This window comes from Fibrobacter sp. (assembly GCA_024399065.1).
In the GTDB taxonomy this organism is placed as follows: domain Bacteria; phylum Fibrobacterota; class Fibrobacteria; order Fibrobacterales; family Fibrobacteraceae; genus Fibrobacter.
Map to the genome: position 1 here is coordinate 1 of JAKSIB010000023.1, position 24,314 is coordinate 24,314.

15 protein-coding genes are annotated in these 24,314 nt (G+C 50.6%); 9 read left to right on the plus strand and 6 right to left on the minus strand.

Translation table 11 applies throughout. The annotated features are described in order from the left end of the window. Positions 1-113: 113 nt before the first annotated feature. The 3 genes from MJZ25_11130 to MJZ25_11140 all read right to left on the minus strand — a co-directional run bounded on the left by MJZ25_11130 (position 114) and on the right by MJZ25_11140 (position 3,431). On the minus strand, positions 114-1,613 hold the full coding sequence (locus tag MJZ25_11130; GenBank protein MCQ2124727.1) for an insulinase family protein: 1,500 nt from the start codon (positions 1,611-1,613) through the stop codon (positions 114-116). Between the two features lie 72 nt (positions 1,614-1,685). Beyond that, positions 1,686-2,519: an aldo/keto reductase gene (locus MJZ25_11135; GenBank protein MCQ2124728.1), complete on the minus strand. Its 834-nt coding sequence runs from the start codon at positions 2,517-2,519 to the stop codon at positions 1,686-1,688. A 3-nt stretch (positions 2,520-2,522) separates the two neighbouring features. Then, entirely contained in the window at positions 2,523-3,431 is a 909-nt protein-coding gene (locus MJZ25_11140; GenBank protein ID MCQ2124729.1) for a cation diffusion facilitator family transporter, read from the minus strand. Positions 3,432-3,566: 135 nt separating this feature from the next. On the opposite strand from MJZ25_11140, the gene MJZ25_11145 reads away from it, so the two are divergent. After that, on the plus strand, positions 3,567-4,904 hold the full coding sequence (locus tag MJZ25_11145) for an efflux RND transporter periplasmic adaptor subunit (protein MCQ2124730.1): 1,338 nt from the start codon (positions 3,567-3,569) through the stop codon (positions 4,902-4,904). 312 nt (positions 4,905-5,216) lie between these two features. Further along, the gene (locus MJZ25_11150; protein ID MCQ2124731.1) at positions 5,217-6,677 is read left to right on the plus strand and encodes a feruloyl esterase; all 1,461 of its coding nucleotides are present in this window, start codon (positions 5,217-5,219) and stop codon (positions 6,675-6,677) included. 251 nt (positions 6,678-6,928) lie between these two features. On the opposite strand, the gene MJZ25_11155 is transcribed toward MJZ25_11150, so the two are convergent. Then, positions 6,929-7,870 carry an aldolase catalytic domain-containing protein gene (locus MJZ25_11155; GenBank protein MCQ2124732.1) on the minus strand — a complete coding sequence of 314 codons (942 nt, stop codon included), beginning with the start codon at positions 7,868-7,870 and terminating at the stop codon, positions 6,929-6,931. A 441-nt stretch (positions 7,871-8,311) separates the two neighbouring features. Between MJZ25_11155 and MJZ25_11160 the strand changes: the two genes are divergently transcribed. After that, positions 8,312-10,408, plus strand: a complete 2,097-nt coding sequence (locus MJZ25_11160; protein ID MCQ2124733.1) for a glycoside hydrolase family 9 protein — start codon at positions 8,312-8,314, stop codon at positions 10,406-10,408. A gap of 118 nt (positions 10,409-10,526) precedes the next feature. Here MJZ25_11160 and MJZ25_11165 read toward each other — a convergent pair whose 3' ends face one another. Both MJZ25_11165 and mnmE read right to left on the minus strand, forming a co-directional pair. Further along, positions 10,527-11,408, minus strand: a complete 882-nt coding sequence (locus tag MJZ25_11165) for a GRP family sugar transporter (protein ID MCQ2124734.1) — start codon at positions 11,406-11,408, stop codon at positions 10,527-10,529. After that, complete coding sequence (gene mnmE, locus MJZ25_11170; GenBank protein MCQ2124735.1) at positions 11,398-12,777, minus strand: tRNA uridine-5-carboxymethylaminomethyl(34) synthesis GTPase MnmE; 1,380 nt, start codon at positions 12,775-12,777, stop codon at positions 11,398-11,400. The genes MJZ25_11165 and mnmE overlap by 11 nt, the downstream gene beginning before the upstream one ends. Before the next feature lie 60 nt (positions 12,778-12,837). Between mnmE and MJZ25_11175 the strand changes: the two genes are divergently transcribed. The 6 genes from MJZ25_11175 to MJZ25_11200 all read left to right on the plus strand — a co-directional run bounded on the left by MJZ25_11175 (position 12,838) and on the right by MJZ25_11200 (position 24,313). After that, positions 12,838-13,827 (plus strand): aldose 1-epimerase, encoded by a 990-nt coding sequence (locus tag MJZ25_11175; protein ID MCQ2124736.1) that lies wholly within the window; start codon positions 12,838-12,840, stop codon positions 13,825-13,827. A gap of 181 nt (positions 13,828-14,008) precedes the next feature. Further along, complete coding sequence (locus tag MJZ25_11180; protein MCQ2124737.1) at positions 14,009-15,949, plus strand: beta-mannosidase; 1,941 nt, start codon at positions 14,009-14,011, stop codon at positions 15,947-15,949. Between the two features lie 172 nt (positions 15,950-16,121). Further along, positions 16,122-18,011 (plus strand): cellulase family glycosylhydrolase, encoded by a 1,890-nt coding sequence (locus MJZ25_11185; protein MCQ2124738.1) that lies wholly within the window; start codon positions 16,122-16,124, stop codon positions 18,009-18,011. A 208-nt stretch (positions 18,012-18,219) separates the two neighbouring features. Further along, positions 18,220-19,893 carry a beta-mannosidase gene (locus MJZ25_11190; GenBank protein MCQ2124739.1) on the plus strand — a complete coding sequence of 558 codons (1,674 nt, stop codon included), beginning with the start codon at positions 18,220-18,222 and terminating at the stop codon, positions 19,891-19,893. Positions 19,894-19,919: 26 nt separating this feature from the next. Then, entirely contained in the window at positions 19,920-21,830 is a 1,911-nt protein-coding gene (locus MJZ25_11195) for a hypothetical protein (protein ID MCQ2124740.1), read from the plus strand. Positions 21,831-21,895: 65 nt separating this feature from the next. Further along, positions 21,896-24,313 (plus strand): DUF3536 domain-containing protein, encoded by a 2,418-nt coding sequence (locus MJZ25_11200; protein MCQ2124741.1) that lies wholly within the window; start codon positions 21,896-21,898, stop codon positions 24,311-24,313. Position 24,314 lies beyond the last annotated feature (1 nt).

Genomic DNA, 24,314 nt, shown 5'->3' on the forward strand with positions numbered 1-24,314 from the left:
AAGGCTTTTACGGAACTACCGGCCTAGCCGGTAGTTTTCAGTTATACAAAAAAACGCCTCTTAAAAAGAGGCGTTTTCTTTTTTCAATGGCGTTACGTCGTGCGGCGTTCCTACTACTTCTTTTCTTTAGCAGCAGTCGGATCCTTCAGCAAGAATCCTGCAACGCTTTGGTCGCGGACAAAAGTCTTCTGGGAAACCGCCTGAACATCGGAAACCTTCACCTTGTCCAGCTGATCTGCCCACTGCAAGAAAATCTTGTAGTCACCGTACATTTCGTACCAGGCAAGCATGGTAGCTACGTTTTCCATATCCGTAAGGCTACGGATCAGGCCAGCATAGGCGCGGTTCTTCACTTTCTGGAATTCACGTTCGCTAATGGTTTCTGTCTTCAGTTTTTCAAGTTCTTCCCAAACGATTTTTTCAACCTTTTCCACATCGGCATTGGGGCGCATATTGACGCGAACTGCGAATTCAGAAATATACTTGTTGGGACTATTACTTGCGCTTGCTCCTACAGCAAGTTTTTCTTCTTCCACAAGGCGCTTATAGAGTCGTCCGGTACGGCCATTCAAAACACCCTCGGCAATATCAAGAGCATACAAAGTAGAGTCACCCACTTCAGGAGTCTTGAAAACCAAGGTAAACAGGTTTGGAGCATCTGGGCGCTTTACAGTCAAGCGCTTTTCGCCAGCCTGTTCCGGATCGCGAACGGTGATGGGAGAAAAAGCTTCGCCAGTAGGAATTTTAGCGAAATACTTCTTCACCATTTCCATGGTGGCCGTAGTATCCAAGTCACCTGCCAAAACGAGAATGGCATTGCGGGGCTTATAGTACTTGCGATAATGCTCATCGGCCATTTCGCGAGTCAAGTTTGCAATATCGCTGGGCCAGCCGATGGTGGGCACACGATACGGGAAAGCCTCGTAAATCAAGGAATTCAAAGTCTCGTAATAACGGCCCGTAGGCTTGTCGTCATAACGCATGCGGCGTTCTTCTCGAACCACGTCTCGTTCAGAATAAAATTCGCGAAGTACGGCATTCTGCATACGGTCGGCTTCCAACCACATGAACAATTCAATCTTGTTCTTGGGAAGAGTAACGATGTATGCCGTCATCAAGTCAGTGGTGAAAGCGTTGAGGCCGGTACCGCCAGCAGCCTGGTAGGCACTCCACAATTCGTCCTTCACAAAAATCTTACGGTGTTCATTCAGGACAGAATCGTGTTCTGCAGTCAACTTGCGTACGGTAGCGGTGTCGCCAGCAATTTTTGCCGGACGAATCAATGCCTGCAAGCTATCCTGGGTCGCCATGAACTTTGCATCGGCAATGCTATCGGTAATGCCAACTTTTTTGGTTCCCTTGAACAGTTCGTGTTCCAACATGTGGGCAAGACCAGACTTACCCGGAACTTCATGAACAGAGCCTGTCACATAGAACAAGCGGCAGCTTACCGTAGGAGCTTGGGTATTGGGATGCAAAAGCACAGTGAGGCCATTATCCAAAACTTCCTTATGAACCTTCAAATTCACTTCAGCAAAAGCGGAAGTTGCAAAGGCAGAAAGCACAACGCCAGCCATTAGGGCTCGGGCAAAGATTTTATTCGAAAACTTCATATTCACAATGTAGCAAAAGCGGGACGTTCAATTTATGAACAGTCCCGCAAATAATTCCGAATCGCACTAAAATTAAATCTCAGGCAAGTTCAGCAATTCCGTCATGTCGTCGGCGCTGATTTCAAAATCAAGATCCATATTTTGACGAATATATTCCGCATGGGTTGATTTCGGAAGTGTAATCAAGTTCAACTGCAGGCAGAAACGGTTTGCTAACTGAGGCACTGACACACCGTACTTCTTTGCCATTTCAACAACAGCGGGGACATTAGCAAGGCGCCCCGTTGCATTGGGCGAATAAGCTTCTACACGAATTCCATTGGAATGGCAAAATTCAATCAATTCCATAGGAACATGACCGATATGCACACGAATCTGGTTCACCACAGGCATGACATTTGCGTTATCCTGAATGTTCTTGATATCGTCAATGCTGAAATTGGAAACGCCGAGGCAACGAATTTTGCCCCAGTCGTAGGCAGCTTCCATCGCCTTCCAAACTTCAAGATTTTCTGCGAAGTAACTGGGAGCATTGGGATCCTTCATTTCGATCCAAGGCTTTGGCCAGTGAATCAGCATCATATCGATATGGGGCGTATCCAGTCGTTTGAAACTATCTTGAATGCTCTGTTCAGCGCCCTTGTAGCTCTTGACTTCGGCAGGAATTTTCGTTGTTACAAACAAACTCTCTCTATGGATTCCGGCTTTTTCGAGGCCAGCCTTAATGCCGGCACCCACGCCTTCTTCGTTTCCATAGACAGCAGCAGTATCGATATGGCGGTAGCCCATTTCAATTGCAGCAGAAACCGCTTCGGGAGCGACTTCGTTGGGAGTTTGCCATGTTCCCAGAGCAATCTTGGGAATACGGACCTTATTGCTGAGTTTGTATGTTTCTTCGATAATCATATTTTATTTCACCTTGGCAGGGTCATAGGGGTCCACATGGACCATGGCATCTACTACATTCTCGCCCGCTTCCAGAATACGGCGTTCCACTTCTTCGGACAAGTCGTGAGCGGCAAGGAGAGTCATGTCGGCTGCGACCACAATGTGCAAGTCCACATGAAGGTCACTACCAACAAAGCGAGTGCGGAAACCATGAATGCTAATTACCCCGGGAGTGGCTTCTGCAATTTCACGAAGCTTACGGGCAACTTCTTCGGAAGCTCCTTCGTCAGCCACTTGATGAATTCCCGGCCAAGCAATTTCATAACCGGAATGAAGAATGAAGCAAGCTACGATTACGGCACCCACAGAGTCTGCAAACCAGAGGTCCGGCAGAACAATTCCAATGACAACTGCAATCAAAACAGGGATGGAACTATAGGCGTCACTACGATGGTGCCAAGCATTGGCCACCAGCGCCTGGCTGCGGATCTTTCGGCCTTCCCGAGCTGTGTAGCGGAAAAGGCCTTCCTTGATGGCGATAGAAAGCGCCGCCATCACCGCAGCAATCCATTCCGGACGTGTAGCAGCCTCTTCACCTGCGAGCAGCGCCTGGATGGCATTGTAGCCGAGTCCAACACCTACCACACAAACGGCGATTCCAATTCCCACGGAAATTAGAGTTTCAAAACGGCGATGGCCATAAGGATGATTTGCATCTGGAGGGCAGTTCCACAACTTGGAACCGGCGATAACAGCAATATCCGTCAAAAAATCGGAAGCACTATGGATAGCGTCGGCAATCAAAGCCTGAGAACCACCAAAGAAACCGGCAAAAAACTTGCCCACAGACAAGGCAACGTTCCAAATGAGCCCCACCCAGGTAACATGGCGGACTTCGGAACTATCATCTTGCTTGGCGATTCGAGTCATAGCCGTAAATCTACATAATCCACAAGGGTCTTGTAAGGGGCAAATAAATTTTTCATTTTATATGCAACCAAGAGCCCATTATATGCATCAAAACAAACGTAATTTGACCCAAACATTCTATTTTTGGCCTGTCTTATGAAGAAATTCTTGAAAATTCTGCTTGTTTTCGCCATTTTAGGCGCCGCAGCGTTCGCTGTAAAGTTCTTTATTTTTGACAAGAATGGCCAACCTAAGGAAGTTACCCTAGTTACAGCTGCCGTGGTTCAGGGCGATATTTCCACCACCATTTCCGCCACAGGCTCCCTGGAACCCGTCGACCAGGTGGAAATCGGCACCCAGGTTTCAGGCGACATCAGCAAAATCTACGTCGATTTCAATTCCAAGGTCAAAAAGGGCCAAGTCATAGCCGAGCTGGACAAATCCAAACTGAAGGCAACCCTGGACCAGGTTCAAATCGCCTACAAATCCGCTGAAAACGACTATAATTTCAAGAAATCCACCTACGAACGCGTCAAGAAGTTGGCTGAATCCCATAGCGCCAGCGCCGTAGAACTGGAAACCGCCGAATACAACATGAACGCCGCCAAGCTTTCCATGGACCGCAGCAAGAACGAGGTATCCCAGGCAAAGCTGAATCTGAGTTACGCAACCATCAAGAGTCCCATTAACGGCGTTGTGCTGAAACGCGCTGTCGATGTTGGCCAGACGGTGGCAGCCTCCATGAGCACCCCCACCTTGTTCATCATCGCCAAGGACCTTTCCCAAATGAAGGTCATGGCTTCCGTAGACGAAGCAGACATCGGCCAGGTCAAGGCCGACCAGAAAGTTGAATTCACCGTGGACGCCTACCCCAACGACAAGTTCAGTGGCAAGGTCCAGGAAGTTCGCTTGAACCCCACCACCACTTCCAACGTGGTGACCTACACCGTGGTGATTACTGCAGACAACCCGGACCAGAAGCTGCTTCCGGGTATGACAGCAACCTGCACCATCGTTACCAAGGAAGTTACCGACGCCATTACCGTTCCCGTGAAAGCATTGAAGTTCACCCCCGACGAAAATACTCCCATGGCAGACCCCAGAAGCATGCCTCGCCCCGAAAGTTTTGGTCCTCCGCCGGGATTCAAGGAAGGTGAAATGCCTCCTCCGCCTCCTGACATGGGCGCAGGCGGCCCTCCTCCGGGAGGTCCGGGCTTTGGCGGCCCCGGCAGTTTTGGCGGCAAGGGTCCGAAGAAGGGACGCCCGCCTAAGCTGAAAGGCGATCATGTCTGGATCGATGTGGGCGGAAAGGTCGCACCCCGCCGCGTGAAAATCGGCATCAACGACGGCGTCAACGTTGAAATTATCGAAGGTCTCAGCATCGGTGAAACCGTGGTCGTAGGCCAGACAACTCCCGAAGCGAAAAAGGCCGAAAAGGGCGAAGCCAGCAGCCCCTTCATGCCGGGCCCTCCGGGAAAGAAAAAGAAACGCTAAAGCCGCATCAAAGGCTGATTCAGGGAAATCCCAGGATTTATAGTTAACGCACCCGCATTCGCGGGTGTTTTTTTTCTAAAAAGGAATAAACATATCCTTTTTTGTTTTTCTCAAAACATCTCGATCGACGCAGTATTCTGCCGAGAAAACAGATAATTTTTACACATAATTTAAACGTTTTTACACAATTTAAAGCTATTTAATAAATTTTTACAAGGAATTTTTACACACTGTACTTATATTTTGCCCAGGTGTTTGAATGATGTTGCTTGCAAAAAGCAACAAAAACAAAAAAAGTCAAACGGAGGTAGTATGACTTTGAAATCAATTTTCGGCGGCATCCTTGCTACAGCAGTGATCGCATCCGCATGGACCATCGACGGCGTTGTCACAAACGCAAGTGGCAAGCCCCTGGCAAACGTGGACATCAATTCCTTTAACTACGCAGGAATTTCCACAAAAACCGACACCCAAGGCAAGTTTATGCTCAGCAATGGCGACGATATGTCTATCGCTGGCGTTGCCGCCCAGGGCAAACTCTCCGTCAAGAGAGACGGTTTTATGCTGAACATCGCAAATCCCAGCGGAAACTCCTTTAAGGTTTCCCTCATGGACGCTCTTGGAAAGGTTCAGATGCAGAAGGAATTCAATTCCTCCACCGCATCCATCGACTTGAAGAAAGTTGCCGACCAGAAATTGATGATTTTGAAGATTTCCAGCAACAGCGCTAACGAAAACTACATCCTCTCCCGCGGCGCCCTGATGAAGGCCGGCGATCCTATGGCAACTTTGATGTTCGCTTTGGATGGTTACCAGCAGACCGTTTACACCATGTCGGCTGAAGTTGAAACTGGCGTAAGCATTGTCATGAAAAAGGCAAGCGCCCTTCCCCCTTCCAGTTCCAGTACCATACCAGTCGTCGTCTCAAGTTCTTCCACAACGCCGATTGCAAGCAGTTCCAGCAAGGTTGAAGAATTCGTCAGCTGCGTAGGCAAAACTTACCAGGCAGGTGACCACAAGATGTCCGTGAATGTCGACGGCAAGGCTCGTACCTACATTATGCACGTGCCCAGTTCCTACAAGGGCGACAAGGCTGTGCCTCTGGTTGTAGACTACCACCCCATCGGAGGTTCCGGCCAGGGTCAGCTCAGCGGCACCACCTATAAGAGCTTGACCGACCAGGAAGGCGTTATTTCCCTGTATCCGGACGGCACCGGCGGAAAGTCCATGATGGGCGCCGGTTGGAATGTCGGTCCTTGCTGCTCCAACGATGACGACGTGAAGTTCTCTCGTGAAATGATCAAGGCTGTGGAAGAAAAGGTCTGCATCGACACCAAGCGCGTTTATGCAACCGGCTTCTCCATGGGCGGCGGCATGAGCAACCACGTTGCCTGCTACATGTCCGACATCTACGCAGCTGTGGCCCCCGCAGCAATGGACTTGAACAAGACCAACAGCGCAACCTGTAATCCGGAACGTCCCATTTCCATCATCATGTTCCGCGGCACCAACGACAACGTCTGCCGTTACCAGGGTGGCGACAGCGGCTTTAACGACGGTTTGAACTTCCTGGGCGCTGAAGGCAACTTCAAGTTCTGGGCAGAAAAGAACGGTTGCACCGGTTCTCCCACCACCAACTCCAACGGTTGCCAGGAATACTCTAACTGCCAAGGCGGCACCAAGGTTGTGCTCTGCACCAAGCAGGGTGGCGGCCACGAACAGGGCGATGGCAAGGTCGGTTGGCCGTTCCTGAAGTCTTTCACCATGCCGTAATCAGGAAAAACGACACTACTCCATTCCCCGTTTTGTTTGGTTTAAAAAGGGGAAAGAAGACCTCCGCGAACGCGGGGGTCTTTTTTTGAATTGCAGACAAATGTTTTGGGTGAAAAAAAAGAACCGAGACCTGGAAGGGACTCGGCTCTTAATCGTAGCGCTAATCATGGCGCTAGTTATTTCATAACTAGCGCTCGATTCTTCGGCTCACCTATGCAGAAATGCGAGCATTTCTGCGCAGGATTCGCCTCTTAATCATTCATCATATGATTATAGAACTTGCGGTAGTCATCCTTTTCTTCGGTCTTGCGGACGGCGATAGCGTCCTGCGGATGACGGTTGAGCATACCGGTGATCATCTGAGGAATGATGTAGCCCCATTCGTACTTGGCCTGGAGCGGAAGGAACAATTCCTGGTAAGCGTCGAGGACCGGGCGGATATCGTACTTCGGATTCTTGAGGAAGCCGAGGAGGAGTTCGGTGGTGCAGTTGCCAGCACCACGGCCCATACCGGAGACAGAACCGTCGAGGAAGTCAACGTGGTTGATGATAGCCTGGATGGTGTTGGAGAAAGCCAGCTGCTGGTTGTTGTGGCCATGGAAACCGAAACGTTTGTTCTTTACGATGCCCTTGTAACGGTTGATTTCCTTATCGATGTCTTCCTGGTAGAAGGCGCCGAAGGAGTCCACGAGGTAAAGCACATCGGCCTTGCATTCTTCGTTGACCTGGTGCAGGGCTTCATCCAGTTCCGGACCGCGGTCACGGCTAACAGCCATGATGTTCAAAGTGGTTTCGTAGCCCATTTCGTTGAAGGCATTCACCATTTCGATACCCTTGTCGATGTTCTTCACGTAAGAAGCAACGCGGAACATCTGGTACGGGCTTTCGGAAGCAGGCTTCACAGCGTCCATGTTCACGCGGCCCACGTCAGCCATCACAGCCATCTTCATGTTGGATTCGATACCGTCCTTCACCTTCCACAGGAGATCGTCTTCACAGAACTTCCACGGACCGTATTCCTTGGGGTCGAAAAGTTCCGGAGAGTTCTTGTAACCCATTTCCATATAGTCAACGCCAGCGGCGGAGAGGAGGGTGTAAAGACGACGGACGAATTCCAGGGAGAAGTCGTGCTTGTTGACGAGACCACCGTCACGGATGGTGCAGTCGAGAACCTTAATGCTTTCGTAGTACATATGCTTCGCAGTTATGAATTATGAGTTACGAATTACGAGTTTTTCCAAAAACGTAACCTTTTTTCACAACATCCTTTTAGTTAGGGTTTAGGTTTTTGTTTTATGGGGGCAAAGGTAGATTAAACATTGACGCAAGTCAAGAGTATAGAGAGTTACCAATGAAAATTTATTCACATTCAACGCATTTATCGCGTTGTTTATAAAAATTTTCCCTATTTATCGTTGATATTCAACCTGTTACAAAGCGCAGGGACGATTTTTGCAGCATAAACAATAAACCGCAAGAAGCCTTTTTAGCAATACATCCTCATGTCACGTAAATATTTTAACGCAAATATTGCGTATATAAAGCCAATTCATTTCCGCACACCCGTTCGCCTTGCGAACCACTTCTAACGTCATTTTTCTCGCTTTTCACCGAGGGTTATTTAAATTTATGGCATGAGAACAAAGATTTTTTCATTAAGCACTTTTACCGCCCTGGCAACTTTTGGTTTAGCCCATGCAGCCACCTTTTTCCACAACCAGGTTGGCTACGACGCCACTCAACCCAAATCCGTAGTAGTCAAGGCTGCTGCAGGCCTTGACGGAGCCGCATTTACCGTAGAATCAGACGGATCCGCAGTCTACTCCGGCAAATTGAGCAAGGGTACAAATCCCGATAACTGGATCAGCGGAAGCGATGTATTCTACACCGCAGATTTTTCCGAAGTGACAACCCCCGGAACATACACCATCAAGCTTTCCGACGGTTCCTCCCTGGAAAAAGTCGTCGTAGCCGAAAACGCTTTGGCGGCAAACACCTTGAAATCCGTGATGGACTATTTCTACAAGGACCGCGCCGACAAGGATCCCATCATCGGTTGGGACAAGAAGGTTTCCGTCTACGGCAGCAGCGGCGTTACCCGCGACGTTCACGGCGGCTGGTATGACGCAAGCGGTGACGTGAGTAAATATTTCAGCCATCTGTCCTACGCCAACTACTTGAATCCTCAACAGATTCCATTGACCGTCTGGGCCCTAGCTTTTGCTGCAGAAAAGATGCCCAGCACCTTGACTGCAAACCCCTCCACAGTTACCGCCATTGACGAAGCTATTTACGGCGCAGACTTCCTGGTTCGCATGCAGGACGAAGATGGGTTCTTCTACATGACGGTATTCGACAACTGGGGAGCAGGAAGCCGCTATCTTTGCGCATTCAGCGGAAGCGACGGCGTCAAGAGTGCAGACTACAAGACCGCATTTCGTGAAGGCGGCGGCATGGCCATTGCCGCTCTCGCTCGCGCATCGACTCTGAAGAAGAACGGCGACTACACCAGCGAACAATACTTGGCTGCCGCAATCAAGGGTTTTGATCATTTGCAGGCAAAGCAATCCATTGACGGCAACTGCGAATACTGCGATGACGGCAAGGAAAACATCATTGACGATTACACCGCCTTGCTTGCCGCAACGGAATTGTACAAGGCTACCAACGAAAGCAAATACCTCTACGAAGCAGAATCAAGGGCAGACCAACTGATTAGCCGACTCAGCGAAGAAGGTTATTTCTGGAGCGACGACGCAAAGACTCGCCCCTTCTGGCACGCTAGCGACGCAGGGCTCCCCCTAGTCGCTCTCGTCAATTTCGCAGAAGTAGAAGACAAGGAAGGAAGGAACGATTGTCCCGATTGCATGGGTTGCTCTTGTCGCAACATCATGCTTGATTACGCAGTAAATGCCATAAAAAAACATTTGAAATGGCTCGTTTCTGTTACCAACGAGATTGACAATCCTTTTGGTTACGCACGACAAACTGCAAAGACTCAAGGTGCAATCAAGAATACTTTCTTTATTCCTCACGACAACGAAAGCAACTACTGGTGGCAGGGCGAAGACGCCCGTATCGCAAGCCTTTCCGCAGCAGCAATCTACGCCCAGAAACTCCTTGGGGAATTAGCTGACAGTGAAATAAAAAATGACGTTGAAAAATACGCCACCGACCAGCTAGACTGGATTCTCGGAAAGAACCCCTATGGCGTTTGCATGATGTACGGCAAGGGAAACAAGAATCCTGCGATTTACGACGGAACATCTAATTACGACGCTACCCTGGAAGGGGGCATCGCCAACGGCATTAGCGGCCTCAAGGAAGACGGCAGCGGCATTGTCTGGGATGACGTGGCTGCCATCGGAAAATCCGAAGAACCTTGGAACAACTGGCGTTGGATTGAACAGTGGCTTCCCCACAGCACCTGGTATTTAATGGCTCTCGCTGCACGTTACGACGAAATCACCGTTGGCCAGAAAGCTCCTGTAAGCGCCATTCCGAATTCTAGCGCAATAACAAAATTTGATGTTAAGCTCCATGGCAGAATCCTGAACGTGACATTGCAGAATACAAACTCCGCAACGGTACAATTAATGGACTTGAATGGACGAAAGATTATGAGCCAGGCAATTTCCGGAAAACAGGCCGCTATGGATCTTTCTGCATTGAAGAGTGGTGTGTACATGGTGAAGTCTGATGGTCTGACCAAGAAGATCGCCGTGAAGTAAAAAACGCCCGATTCAATCGCCGGAAGAAAATTTCACAAAAAAAGACCGCCCCGAAGGCGGCCTTTTTCGTCATGGATTCTATCGGGCCTCCGGCCCTCCAGAATGACGCTAGTCAAAGTTAACCTTTGGAAAGAGTCAGCAGAACTGCACCGGCAAGGATAATGAAGGTGGCCAAAAGCAACTTGATTCGTTCCTTGGCGGTCTTGTACTCACCAAATACAACCACACCCCAGCAGAGGTTCACCAGCAAATTTAGCTGAGTGAGAGGGTAACCGACAGCATATCCCAGGGCACCACCTGCAGCAATGGGAGCGATTGCCCAGAAGCAGCCGTGCATGCCGAACACCCAAAGGGCGCCGGTACCCACGCAAATAACGCTGGGGACCAGAGGGTAGCCAAAGGACTTCTTGCGCTTCAGCGTAAGGATTCCCACAAGAACCTGGCTCCCCACAAAGATGCCGATGGACGCCGGGCACATGAATTCCAAGTCCGTAAGTTGAAGGCCATTGGCTGTGGCAATCTTAAAGGGAATGAGGTAGGTACCAAAGACAAAGCCGCCCAGGAAAGAGCGCCAGTTTTTAAATACGGAACCGCCGGTAGACGGAGTCAAGCGGGACAAGCCCACCAGGAAGCAGATAATCGCCGGGATGGAAAACTTGAAATCGGAGGTTTCCCCAAAGAGCAAAACCCCCGTCAGGAATGACGATAGAATGCTCACGCCCATGGCACGAACGCCAGCGCCAGCCAGGTCTGCCTCGGCCTGTACCGCCCAGAAACTGAAGGCGCCACCTGCCACCCACAGGACACCGCAGAGCAGTCCGATGGGATTCAGGTTGAAGGTTCCCGTCACAAAGGCGATCACCAGAGAGCAAAGAAGCGCACCCGTGGTCATCATGGAAAGGAAGGACCAGGAAGAATAGGAGGACCACTTTTTCAGGGGCACCATGTAGGAGCCGAAAATGACGATGGCGAGCAAGGCGCCGATATAGCTATTTCCCAATGCAGAACCCCGCAAAGATGGATTGTAAAACGTCTTCGGATGAGATTTCGCCGGTGATGCTCTGGAGGGCGCGGCGAACGACTTGCATTTCAAAGGCCAGCAGTTCTACTGCGGGATTGGAGCGCAGCTGCGCAAGGACGCGGTCAATTCCTGCGAGGGCATCCTCAAGGCAGGCTTTTTCACGTTCGCTCGTAATCCACAAGTCTTCCTGATTTTCAAGATCCTTAAAGAGGCGCTCGTTCATAGCGGCGGTCAGAACGTCCAGGCCAAAGCCTGTCTTGGAGGAGACACGCATCACGTTCTCGCCAGAGGGGCCGTCTACCAAATCCTGCTTTGTGTAAAGGACGAAATCAGCCTTAATAGAATTCAGGTCAGAACAGCCCTGGATTGCCACGTCGCCTTGCTCCTCGCAATGACACAGGACATCATTCTGCGGATCCACCAGCAGAATTTTCAGGTCAGCTTCTTCGAGAATCTGGCGGCTCTTTTCCATACTCAAGGCATCCAAAGCGTCGGCAGCCTTCTGAGCCAAGCCTGCCGTATCCACCAGGCGGATTTCTCCACCCTTCAAGAAAAGACGGACTTCCACGAAGTCGCGGGTAGTACCGGCAATGTCACTGACGAGAATGCGGTCTTCGCCAAGCAGGGCATTTACCAAGCTGGACTTGCCCGCATTAGGGGCGCCGTATAAAACCACCAGAGGCAAGCGGCCTACTTCAGCCTTACCGCGGAAGCTATTCAAAATGTCCTGCACCGACTGACGGATTTTCACAAAACGGGTTTCCCAGCCAGCGTAATCCGGATCCGCTTCTTCTTCGGCAAAATCCACGTCCAGTTCAAGGCGGGCAGAAATATCCTTCACCTGTTCAGTTAGCGCAGCCACTTTTTTGGAAAGAGCGCCACCCAGCAAACGGCGAGCGTTTTTAAGTTCTGAGGCATTGGCACTGTGGATAACGTCAGCCACAGATTCAGCCTGAACCAGGTCCATTTTTCCGTTCAAGAAAGCACGGCGGGTATATTCACCCGGTTCTGCCAAACGGACACCTTCAACTTCGCGAATAGCCTGCAAAAGGTTGCGGACAATCAGCGGATTTCCGTGGGGATAAAGTTCCAGGGTATCTTCGCCGGTATAGGAATTGGGACCTTCAAAAAAGAGATAAAGCAAGGAATCGATATCGCAAGCATTTCCCAACTTGGCCATTCTCGGAGTCAAGTTTTCACGGGCCTTTTCTCCAAAGAGGTAAGCTACCACGTCTCGGACCTTGGAACCGCTGACACGGATTGCAGCCACGGCACTGACCCCGGCAGGAGTCATGGGAGCCACAATAGTCTGGTTCTCAAAAGGGATTTCTTTAGCCTTGCATTCCATAACAATAAAGATAGAAAATCCATTTTTTCTTTTTTTTAATCTTTAACTATCTTTAGGCCTATGAGTACTTTCAAGCTTATTACACGCCCCCTGGGCACCGTTCAATGTTATGTTCTGCAGCGCGACGACGGCGCTGAATTCGAAATTCTCAGCGGCTTCGGCGGTGGACTTAACGCATGGCGCGTTCCCGCAAGCAAGAAGAACGGCGAACTTCTGGACCTGCTCTTTGGCTACCGCGACGGTTCCACCCTGCACCAGATTGCTCCCGACACCAACGCCGGTTGCAGACTCAGCCCCTTCCCGGGTCGTACCGCTTACGCAAAGTTCACCTGGAACGGCGAAACCTACCAGCTGGTGAATAACGTGAGCTGGGCTCCCCACGCCCTCCACGGCTTCTTGACCAATAAGGAATGGCAATTCGAAAGCTTTGAAAGTGACAGCGAAAAGGCTGTAGCCATGTTCAGCTGTGACTGGCCGGGCGCCTTCGCAGGTTTCCCCTTCCCCTACCGCGCCACAAACAAAGTAACATTCACCGGTGAAACCGTTACCATTGAAGCATCTGTCAAGAACGTTGGCAACAAAAGCCTCCCCTATTCCGAAGGATGGCACCCCTACTTTATGCTGGGCGAAAAAATCGACGGCCTCACCATGGAACTGCCCAAGAGCGACCTGGCACTCCTCGACAGCGCCGACTTGCCCACAGGCAACTTCAAGGACGACACACGCTTCGTAGGCGGCCGTATAATTGGCGACGAATTCATCAACGACTGTTTCTGTCTGGGCGACGAATTCTCCAAGGCAGCCCTGTCAGACGAAAAGATCGCCACCGTCTCCTTGAAGGGTAACTTCGGCACCCTGGACATTTGGCAGCGCACCGGCAACGAGCAGTACAACGCCATCCAGATTTACACGCCCCCTGACCGCATGAGCATAGCCATCGAGCCCATGACTTCGGAACCGGACGCCCTGAACCACCATCGTGGCCTCATCGTGATTCCCCCTGGCGAAACCAGAACGTTCAAGTTCGGATTCAAGGTAGAGACGAAGTAATTAAAATTTTCAACACCTTTGCAAAAAAAATGGCGATTTTCGAAAGAAATCGCCACTTTTCTTTTTCTACACACGTTGAGTTTTTTTCAACGTTATTACAACCCGGACTATAATAAACCAAGCTAAAAGACTTCAACGAGTATAATTTAAATGCAGTAAATTTCATTTTTATGGAGTGTTTATGAATCTCAAGACTCTCTTGGCCTTCGGCCTTGCAACTGCAGCAGCCTCCCAGGCCGCAATCAGCTATGCTCCGGTTAACCCCAATGCAACCGATGCCGCCAAAAAGCTTTACAACTTTCTGGCAACGAACTTCGGCAACCACACTATTTCCGGCGTCCAGACCGGCGATGTGGACTCCGATAAGGTAAAGTCCATGTTCGACGTCCAGGCAGTCTATGACGCAGCAGGCAAGTATCCTGCGCTGGTGGGTTTTGACTTCCTGTTCGCCAACGGCATAAAGGCCAGCGATTCCTGGTACCAGAGCTACACGCAGACAGCTATCGACGCAGCCGCAGACCTTTGGGCAAACGGCGGCATTCCCGCTTTCTCCTGGCACTGGAAGGATCCTAGCCACACTATTGACGCCTTCTATACCAAGGCAGGCAACCCCAAGGAATTCACCAACTTTGATTACACCAAGGGCTTCAAGGCCGGCACCACCGAATGGGACGAAACATCCGAAACCTATAAACAGATTGTAGAAGATATCGACGAAATCGCAGTCTACTTCAAGCAGCTCCAGGAAAAGGGTGTTGCCGCAATATTCCGCCCGCTCCACGAATCCGGCGGAGCATTCTTCTGGTGGAGTGCAGTTACCAATGCTAGCGACATGCACAAGGGTGCTGAATACGCAGCCCTCTACCGCCTAGTCTACGATCGCATGGTCAAGGTTAATGGAGTCAACAACCTCATCTGGGTTTGGAACGCCCAGACCGACATCTTTGACGACGCAACCTGGAATCCGGGCGCAGAATACTATGACGTTTTCTCCGTAGATATCTACAACCCCGCTTACGACTACCAGAGCAATTCCGCCGCCTTCAAGAAGATGCAGCAGATCAACGGCGACAAGATCCTGGCTCTCTCTGAAAACGGTCCTATTCCCGATGCATCCCTGATGTACAAGGATGGTGCTGTCTGGAGCTGGAACATGCCTTGGTACGAATCCTGGGATGGTAAGTACGTCAGCAAGACCAAGAACACCGTCTGGGAAGCAAACCTGAAATCTCCTTGCGTTTACGCCCTCGAAGATATGCCCGGCTGGGACAATTACACCATCAGTAACGCTCCGGCTGCGGCATGTGAAGTTGGCTACGCCCTTGCCGACCTGGATACCGCTGTGGACCACACCATTACCTTCCCTGCAGATACTGCAACCAACGGCTACCTCATGGTCACTGCAAACGCAAGTGCCGCAGATACAGCCAAGGGCAATATCGTGATCAAGTCCGGTAAAATCGACCTTTCTACAGCAAAGGTCGTTACCCTGGAAGTGGACAACTCCAATAATGACGCTGGCGTATGGTTCACCATCGCATTCCTGACCGGCGCTCCGGATTGGGCATGGGCTCAGCCCGATGGCTGCTGGATCAATGGCGGCGAAGTCACCACTTGCGAAATTGACCTGAGCACCACCGCTAAGGACCAGGAAATCCTTGAAGGCGACGATTACACCAACTTCATGAAGAACATCAGCAAGTTCTACATTGAATTCTTCGGCGCTGCATGGTCTGGAACGTTGTTCTTTGACGATGTAAAGACTGACGCAGGCGTGGTAATCAACGACTTCAACAAAGTTGCAAAGATTACCGTCGAAGAAGGCAGCTTCGTAAAGGCACAAATCATTGGCACCGGCAACTCCGCTGCTATTCCACAGGTCGCAACAAATGCATCTGCAAAGCTCAGCGTCTCCGGCAATAGCATCATGTTCAACGCTGCAAAGCCCGGCATGACAAGCGTCGAAGTATTCGGCATGAACGGCAAGCGTGTTGCAACCCTCTTCCGCGGCATGCTCACTGCAGGTACCCACGCCTTCGACATGTCTGAACTTTCCAAGGGTCAGTACATCATCCGCGTGAAGGGCGCAGGTTTCACTGCAACTCAGCCGATTCGCCGCTAAAAAACACAAAAATTCGGGTACACTAAGGTAGATTTAGTGTTTGGGAAGAAACGTCGTGAGAAATCACGGCGTTTTTTTTGATTTGGCTCACAAATATGTTTACGAATACCTTTCAAAATCGCCGTTTTCATGACGAGTATATAGATTTAAGGCCGTAAAAAAGGAGACTTCAATGAATAAATTCGCCAAAACAGCCCTTATCGCAGCTCTTGCCGGTTCCGCTTCTGCAGCATTCGCCGCTCCCGGCCTTACCGTAAGCGGCACAGACCTTATGTACAAGGGCCAGAAAATTTTCTTCTCCGGCACCAACCTGGCTTGGGCCGATTACAATTCCGACGTTGGAGATTCTCCCCTCGATGAAAATGCCTGGCGTAAAGCCGTGGAAGGCACTCGCGCAGCAGGCGGCAATGCAATCCGTTGGTGGCTCTTCAATAACATGAGTCAGAGCCCGGAAATTGACCAGACCACCCACTTGGTCAGCGGCCTCAAGGCAAGCACCATCTCCAACATGAAAAAGGCATTGGACATCGCCGAAGAATACGGTGTCATGGTTTCCATGTGCTTGTTCAGCCACAACTTGATGGAGCCCAACCAGTGGGGCATCTACGACAATGATAAGTTAGATTTCACCGCCAACCAGAACCTTTTCGAAGATGACGGCACCAAGGCTTTCATTGACAACGTATTGATTCCTGTGGTAAAAGGCATTGGCAACCACAATGCCCTCATGACCTGGGAAGTGTTCAACGAACCCGAAGGCATGACCAGCGAATGCAGTGGTTGGACTGCCAAGAAGATGGCTCTGTCCAAGATCCAGAAGTTCACCAACAAGGTGGCCGCAGCAATCCACACAACCAACCCGGAATTGTTGGTTTCCACCGGCAGCGTGAACATTCAGTATCAGAAGTACTGGAACGATGCAGCCCTCATCGCAGAAGGCGGCGAAGCTAACGGTACCCTGGACTTTTTCCAGACCCACTACTACCCCTATTATCAGGGAGACGCTGTTTCTCCGTTCGTAAATACTGCAGCCCAGATGCAGACCAAGTACAGCTACGACGCAAAGCCCATGATTATCGGTGAATTCCCGGCAAGCGGCTGGAGTGGCGACACCTATACAACCTCCATGGCTGCAAAGACCCAGATTTCTGCAGTCGAAGCTTACCAGAAGGCTTACGAAGGCGGTTACGCAGGCGCTTTGGCATGGCAGTACATTGGCGATAAGACCGAAGCAAATTTTGGTGGTTACAGCTATACCATCGACCCCGCTCTTGACGCCATGACAAAACTTGCAGCAACTGCAGAAGCATCCATCAAAATCAAGGATGTGGAAATCGTAGCTGGCGGTGGTGATGGCAAGATGGCAGTCACCTATGGCGATGACAACGCCCAGATCGAATACCAGAACAAGGGCGGTTGGGACCTTTCCGGTGCCACCACCTTTACTTGGACTGCAAAGAACAACGGTGAAGACGACGCAGATTTGTACTTGATCCTGAAGCTCACCGATGCCTGGACATGGACCGAAACAAAGCCCCAGAGCTGCCAAGTCCCTGCCGGCCAGAAGGTCACATGCTCCTTTGACATTTCTGAACTTACGGACCGTAACAAAACCTTGGCCATCGTGATTGCAAACTACGCTGCAGGCTACACCGGCACCGTCGTATTTGATGACATTGCCGCAGGAGACAAGGTACTATTCAACTTCAACGAAGACAAGTACGATGCCTTCGGACGTGGTTTCGGTAACACCGAGGAACAGATTCCTGAAATTAAGATTGTGTACAACGAAGACTACACTATGGCACTCAAGGCTGCGCCCGTCGCCAAGTCCGCCAAGATGTCCGTTGTCGGCAGCCGCGTTATGCTTTCCACAACCGCAACCGGCGAAACTAGCGTTGACGTTTTCGGTATGAACGGCAAGCGCATTGCAACCCTCTATCACGGAACTTTGAAGGCAGGCACCCACGCCTTTGACATGTCTGAACTTTCCAAGGGTCAGTACATCATCCGCGTCAAGGGAGCAGGTATTATCGCCACCCAGCCCGTTGTTATCAAGTAATAATCCGTAGTCCAAACAAGCCTACGAAACTAACCAAAAGCGCCACGAGTAATCGCGGCGTTTTTTTTACATTTTGAGCATTCTCGTTGCGAACTATTCAACCTTTTTAACACAAAAAACTTTCATTTATTTCGGTCGAACCGAGCCGTATATATATTTCTATTTGGATTTATGTGTTCTTAGGAACATGTGTTTTACAGGGGTCTAAATGTTTGTATTCAACTCAAGCTCGTCGATTTTGGGCATTACCACAGGGCTACTCGCGATTTCTGCAATTTCCGCACAAGCTGCGCCCATCCGTTTGGAAGCTGAAGACGCAGTCCTTGCCGACGACCACAAGGTGGAAGTGGTTTCCAACGCCACCGTTTCGGGCGGTTCCTACGTCGCCATGAAGGAAGGCAACCTGGAATTCAAGATAACCGTTCCTGAAACAGGCTACTATACCCTCTGGGCAAACTACATGCTGCCCACCGACGGCACCGACAAGATTCAGAACCTGACCATCAACGGAGTTTCCGCAGGGCAGATATCCTTTGGCATGAATGACGAATTCAGCACCATCAAGGGAGCCGGAAAAATCAAACTGACCAAGGGCGAAAACACCATCGGTATCGTTCATTCCTGGGGCTGGGTAAACCTGGACTACATTGAACTTACCGAATACGAAGCCACCCCGTTCTCCATCCCCGCAACACCGGTGACTCCGGAACCCACCGAAAGCGCCCAGAAACTCTACAACTTTCTGGCAGACAATTTTGGCAAGAAGGTCATTAGCGGAGTCATGACGGAACGTCCCTTCGAAAACAACGGTCAATATACTCCCCAGACTTACGAAACCCAGACAGAGCTGAAGTACATTGCAGACGCCAGCGGCAAGAATGTGGTGCTGGTGGGTTTCGACTTTATTCACGCCAGCGGCAGCGGCTCCGACGGCATGTGGCACCAGGGCTACACCCACGCCACATTGGAAATGGCCAAGTACGTTTGGAAGCAGGGAGGCATTCCACAATTCAACTGGCACTGGAAAGACCCCATGTGGGAAGTGGAAGCCTTTTATACGGAATCCAGCGGCAATACTCCCTATACCGAATTCAGCATCGGCAAGGCATACGACATCGCCGGCAAAAAATGGAAGACAGAAAGTGCAGAATACAAGGCCATTGTCCGCGACCTGGAAATGATTGCCGACAGCCTCTTGACCTTGCAGGAAGCAGGGGTTGCCGCACTCTGGCGCCCTCTCCACGAAGCTAGCGGAAAGTGGTTCTGGTGGGGCACTGATGGTGCCGAAGCCTGCGTCGCCTTGTACCGTTTGATGTTCGACATCTTCGTCAATCAGAAAGGACTCCACAACTTGATTTGGGTTTGGACCACCGATGAAGCCAAGGACGCCATTGATTGGTATCCTGGGGATGAATACGTCGATGTGGTTGGCAGAGACTATTACTACTACCCTCGCGAAGCAAACCACTCAAGCCTTGTGGGCAGTTTCGAAACCGTGAAGGATATTTACGGTGGCAAGAAGATCATCGCCCTTAGCGAAAACGGTTCTGTACCTTTCCCCGACGAAATGAAGGCTGATGGTGCAAACTGGAGTTGGTTCATGCCTTGGTACGGTGACTACACCATGGCAGGCTGGGCAAACGATAACACAGAAGAAACCTGGAAGACCGTCATGAACAACGACTATGTCATCACCCTGGAAGATATGCCCGGTTGGGACAAGTATGAAATGGTGGAAATAAAGACTCAGGCTATTAAGGTTGATAACCTGAACCGTACAGGTTCCTTCCAAAAATTCAAGAATGGCAAGACTTTTGACTTGAACGGAAAGAGAATCAAGGACAAGTCTTCCAGACTGCATAAAGTCATTGTAACCAAGTAATTCTAAAAAGTGTGTATGGAGTAGGTATGAATTACAAAAAAATCATCGCATTCGCCTTGGCAGGTTTAGCAGCCAGCGCCAACGCAACCAAGTACGAAGCAGAAGACCAAGCTGGCGTAGATGCTGCAGCAATCCTTAGCGGCGCAGAATTTTCTGGAGGCAAATACGTAAAGCCGGGCTCTGATGCCATGACCTTTACCGTGTCGGTAGATGAAACCGCCATGTACGACATCGAAACCAAAGTGCTCATCAAGCAGTACGACTGGACAACTTCCAAAATCTTGGTAAACGGCGTAGAAGTAGGTTCTATGCTAACAACGCCCCGTAACTGCGACTCCGCATACGTGGTAACCGCTTCTGCAAAGATGAAGGCAGGTAAGAATACGGTGACCGTAGGTAACGGCGCCATTGGCGTAGACTACATTTCTGTAAACAAGCATCCGGATCCGGAATTCAAGATCAGCGCACTGCCTGTAACACCGGGCGCCACCGAAAGCGCCATGAAGGTAAAGACTTTCCTTCGTGATAATTTCATGAAGAAGACCATCAGTGGCATGATGATTAGCGACCAGAATTTCAATTACGACTACGGCAACATGAAAATCATTCCGCCGGGCGGCTGCACCCCTCAGGATTCCTGCAAATTCTTGAATGGCGAAGATACCTGGAAGGGTCAGACTGACATCGCCGAATTCTACAAGCGTTCCGGCCACTACCCTGCTATTGGCGGTTTTGACATGCTGTTTGCCGCCGGCGGCCACCATGAAGAAGGATGGTTCCGAGGCTATACTGAAAACAATTTGGTCATGACTGAAGACCTGTGGAAAATGGGCGGCATTCCCACTTATACCTGGCACTGGAAGGTTGGGCAGGACACTGTATTCTACACCCAGATGCAGGGTTTCAAGAATGCAGGCTGTACCGAAGACGTTGCTGGAACCGCAGAAAACAACACCTGTTTCAACTACACCAAGGCATTCAAGACAGAATCCGTATGTACGGACATGGACTCCACCAAAAACGAATGTAAAGCATCCAAGACAGTATGTCTTGACGCCGACCCAACTTCCAAGGTTTACAAGGACATCGTCGCCGATGTAGATATTGTTTCCGGCTACTTCAAGCAACTTGAAGAAAAGGACATCGCCGTAGTATGGCGTCCGCTCCACGAAGCAAGCGGTGGCTGGTTCTGGTGGGGAGTTGCATCTCCCGAATGCTACGTTCAGCTTTGGCGCCTTGTATTCGACCGCATGGTCAATGTGAACAAGAATAAGAACCTGATTTGGGTTTGGAACATCAATACCGACCCCAAGTTCGGTTACGATTACTCCGCCCTCAACGGCGCCTGGTATCCTGGTGACGAATACGTGGACATTGTAGCCGTAGACATTTACGACCCGCTGAACAACCACAATTCCGCAGCCAATTACTGGAACAAGATTATTGAGGAAGTAGGCACCAACAAGATGATTGCCCTCAGCGAAAACGGAGCCATTCCCGACATCGACAGCATTGCCGAAGACAAGTCCTATTGGAGCTACTGGATGACTTGGAGCCAAACCTGGAGCGGAAACTTCCTGGAAAAGACTCCTACTGACATGTGGAAACGAAACCTGGACGACGAACGCATCATCGCTCTGGACGACATGCCAGGCTGGGACAAGTACGAATCCATCATCCCGCGTAAAACACGCAAGGCTACAAATAAATTAACCGCAGCAATTTCCAACAACAATTTGACACTCATTTTGCCTGTTTCCGGTTACGGATCCATTGATATTTTCGACCTCCAAGGCAACAATATTACAAGCCTTATAAAGGGGAGAATTTCTGCCGGCACAATGCAATTCAATTTGGATAAACTAGCCCGAGGCAACTACATTGTTCGAGCCAAGGTAAATTCCAACAATATGCAGCAAATTGTTCAAATTAGGTAAGGTAAACAGCCCTTTACAAAACCATTGAAACGCAGGTCTAAGCCTGCGTTTTCTATATTTTGGCCATGAGCGAAAAGCACCCCCTTTATTTTACTATTCACGGCCATTTCTATCAGCCGCCCCGCGAAAATCCCTGGACCGGTGTTATTGAAAACCAGCCCAGCGCACGCCCCAACCACGACTGGAACGATCGTATCGCCAGCCAGTGCTATAGTCCCAATTCCGCTAGCCGAATTCTTTCCCCTAACGGCCGCATTGTGGACATCGTCAACAACTATGACTTTATGAGCTTCAATATGGGTCCCACCCTCATGGGTTGGATTCGTACCAACGCTCCCGCCACCTACAAGCGCATCCAGGAAGCAGACAAGCGCAGCATGGAACGTTTGAATGGTCACGGCAACGCCATTGCACAGGTCTACAACCACATCATCATGCCGCTGGCATCTGCAGAAGACAAGAAGACTCAGATCCACTGGGGCATTGAAGACTTCAAGAGCCATTTCGGCCGTATGCCGGAAGCCATGTGGTTGGCAGAAACCGCCATCAACTTCGAAACCGTAGTTGAACTCATCAAGGCCGGCATCAAGTACACCATCCTCTCCCCCACTCAGGCAGATTCCTTCCGCAAGTTTGGCGACGTAGAATGGACCGGTTGCAGCAATACCGACATCGATACCACCCGCCCCTACCGCATCTATCCCCGCGACAAGGAAGGCAACCTGGTATGCGACGGTTACCTGGATGTATTCTTCTACAACCCCTGGCTTTCTTCCGCTGTAGGCTTTGAACATTTGCTCCGCGATGCAGGCACTTTCGGCCGCCGCATCAAGGACGCCTGGGACGAAAACCGTGAAGACCCGCAGTTGGTCAGCATCGGTACCGATGGTGAATCCTACGGTCACCACGAACCCTTTGGCGATATGTGCGCCGCATGGCTCTACAACCACTACGCACCGGAAAACAACATGGTTCCCGTGAACTACGGTTGGTTCCTGGAACAGTTCCCGCCTGAACACGAAGTTCTCCTGAAGAACTTCTACAGCGAAGGCTGTGCATGGAGCTGCGCTCACGGTGTTGGCCGTTGGTATCGTGACTGCGGTTGCTCCACCGGTGGTGGCCCCGATTGGAACCAGAAGTGGCGTGGTCCTCTCCGCGACGCATTCAACCATTTGAAGAAGTTGGCCGACGACGTATTCGTCCGCGAATTTGCAAAGATTTCCAACGTGGATCCCTGGGATGCCCGTAACAACTACGTGCAGGCATTAGTGGTTCCCGAAGACAAGAGCCGCCTCAAGGCATTCCTGGATGCGACCGTCAAGGATCCGAAGAACGAAACCCAGTGCGCCCGCGCCGTCCGTCTTTTGGAAATCCAGAAGTTCTGCATGTTCAGCTTCACTAGCTGCGGTTGGTTCTTCAACGATATCGAAGGTCTGGAACCGGTGCAGAATATGCGCTACGCTCTCCGCGCCATGGAACTCTTGGATCCGTTCCTGCCCCGTGACCACCACATTCGCAACCAGGTGCTGAGCATCCTCGCCCGCGCCACCAGTAACGAACACAAGTGGAACGGTGCCGAAGTCTTTACCCGCTACGCCGAAGAACAGGTCCCGGTTGTTGTGAAGCAGATGGCAGAACGAGCCGCCATCTTCCACATGGGTCTTGAGGACAGCTACGAAAACAAGGACGAACGCATGGTGGCTTCCAAGATTGCAAGCCGCCGCCGTCAGACCTTGGTCCGTGCAGAATACAACGACAAACTGATCGGCGAATCCCGCATTGCAACCGCCTTGGTCATTACCGACCCCATGGGCCGCGTCAACATTGTGGTTGCCGATGGCGAAAACGAACAGAACGGTTTGAAGTTCGTTGAAAATCCCAGCATGACAACTGAAGAACTTCAGAGCGAATACCCCACCGCCTACGTGGTCCGCATGAAGGACTTGATGAGCGACTCTCTCAAGCGCATCAACCAGCTGTCGACCCGCAAGGACTTGACCGCCATTACGGAATCCTTCTGCGACATCGCTGCAAAGCTGAACCTTTCCATCGACAGCCTGGCCGACCCCGACCATACCCTGCCCGACACCTTGCGCAAGATCCTCTCCCTGGAAATCAATTCCAAGATCCATCATCTTGCATTGCAGTTCATGGAAAAGAACGACCAGAATCTTTTCAACGAAATTCGCACTCTCGTTGACGAAGCTATCTCCCTGGAAACCACCTTCAGCTTCGGCGGTACCGGCAGAATGTTCTTCGCAAAGCTTTCCGAACTCATCGACGAAGTTTCCGTCAAGTTCAACAAGGCTTCCGTGGAACACATCACTGGTCTCATCACCGTGGCCGACTGGCTCCAGCTGGGCATCGACAAGACCAGCCTTGAAAACAAGGTATTCCCCTTCTACAAGGAATACATCAAGGATCCGGATGGCAAGATGGCCGGCCTCAAGCCCATGTTCAGCTGGTTGAACTTCGAGGTTTAGC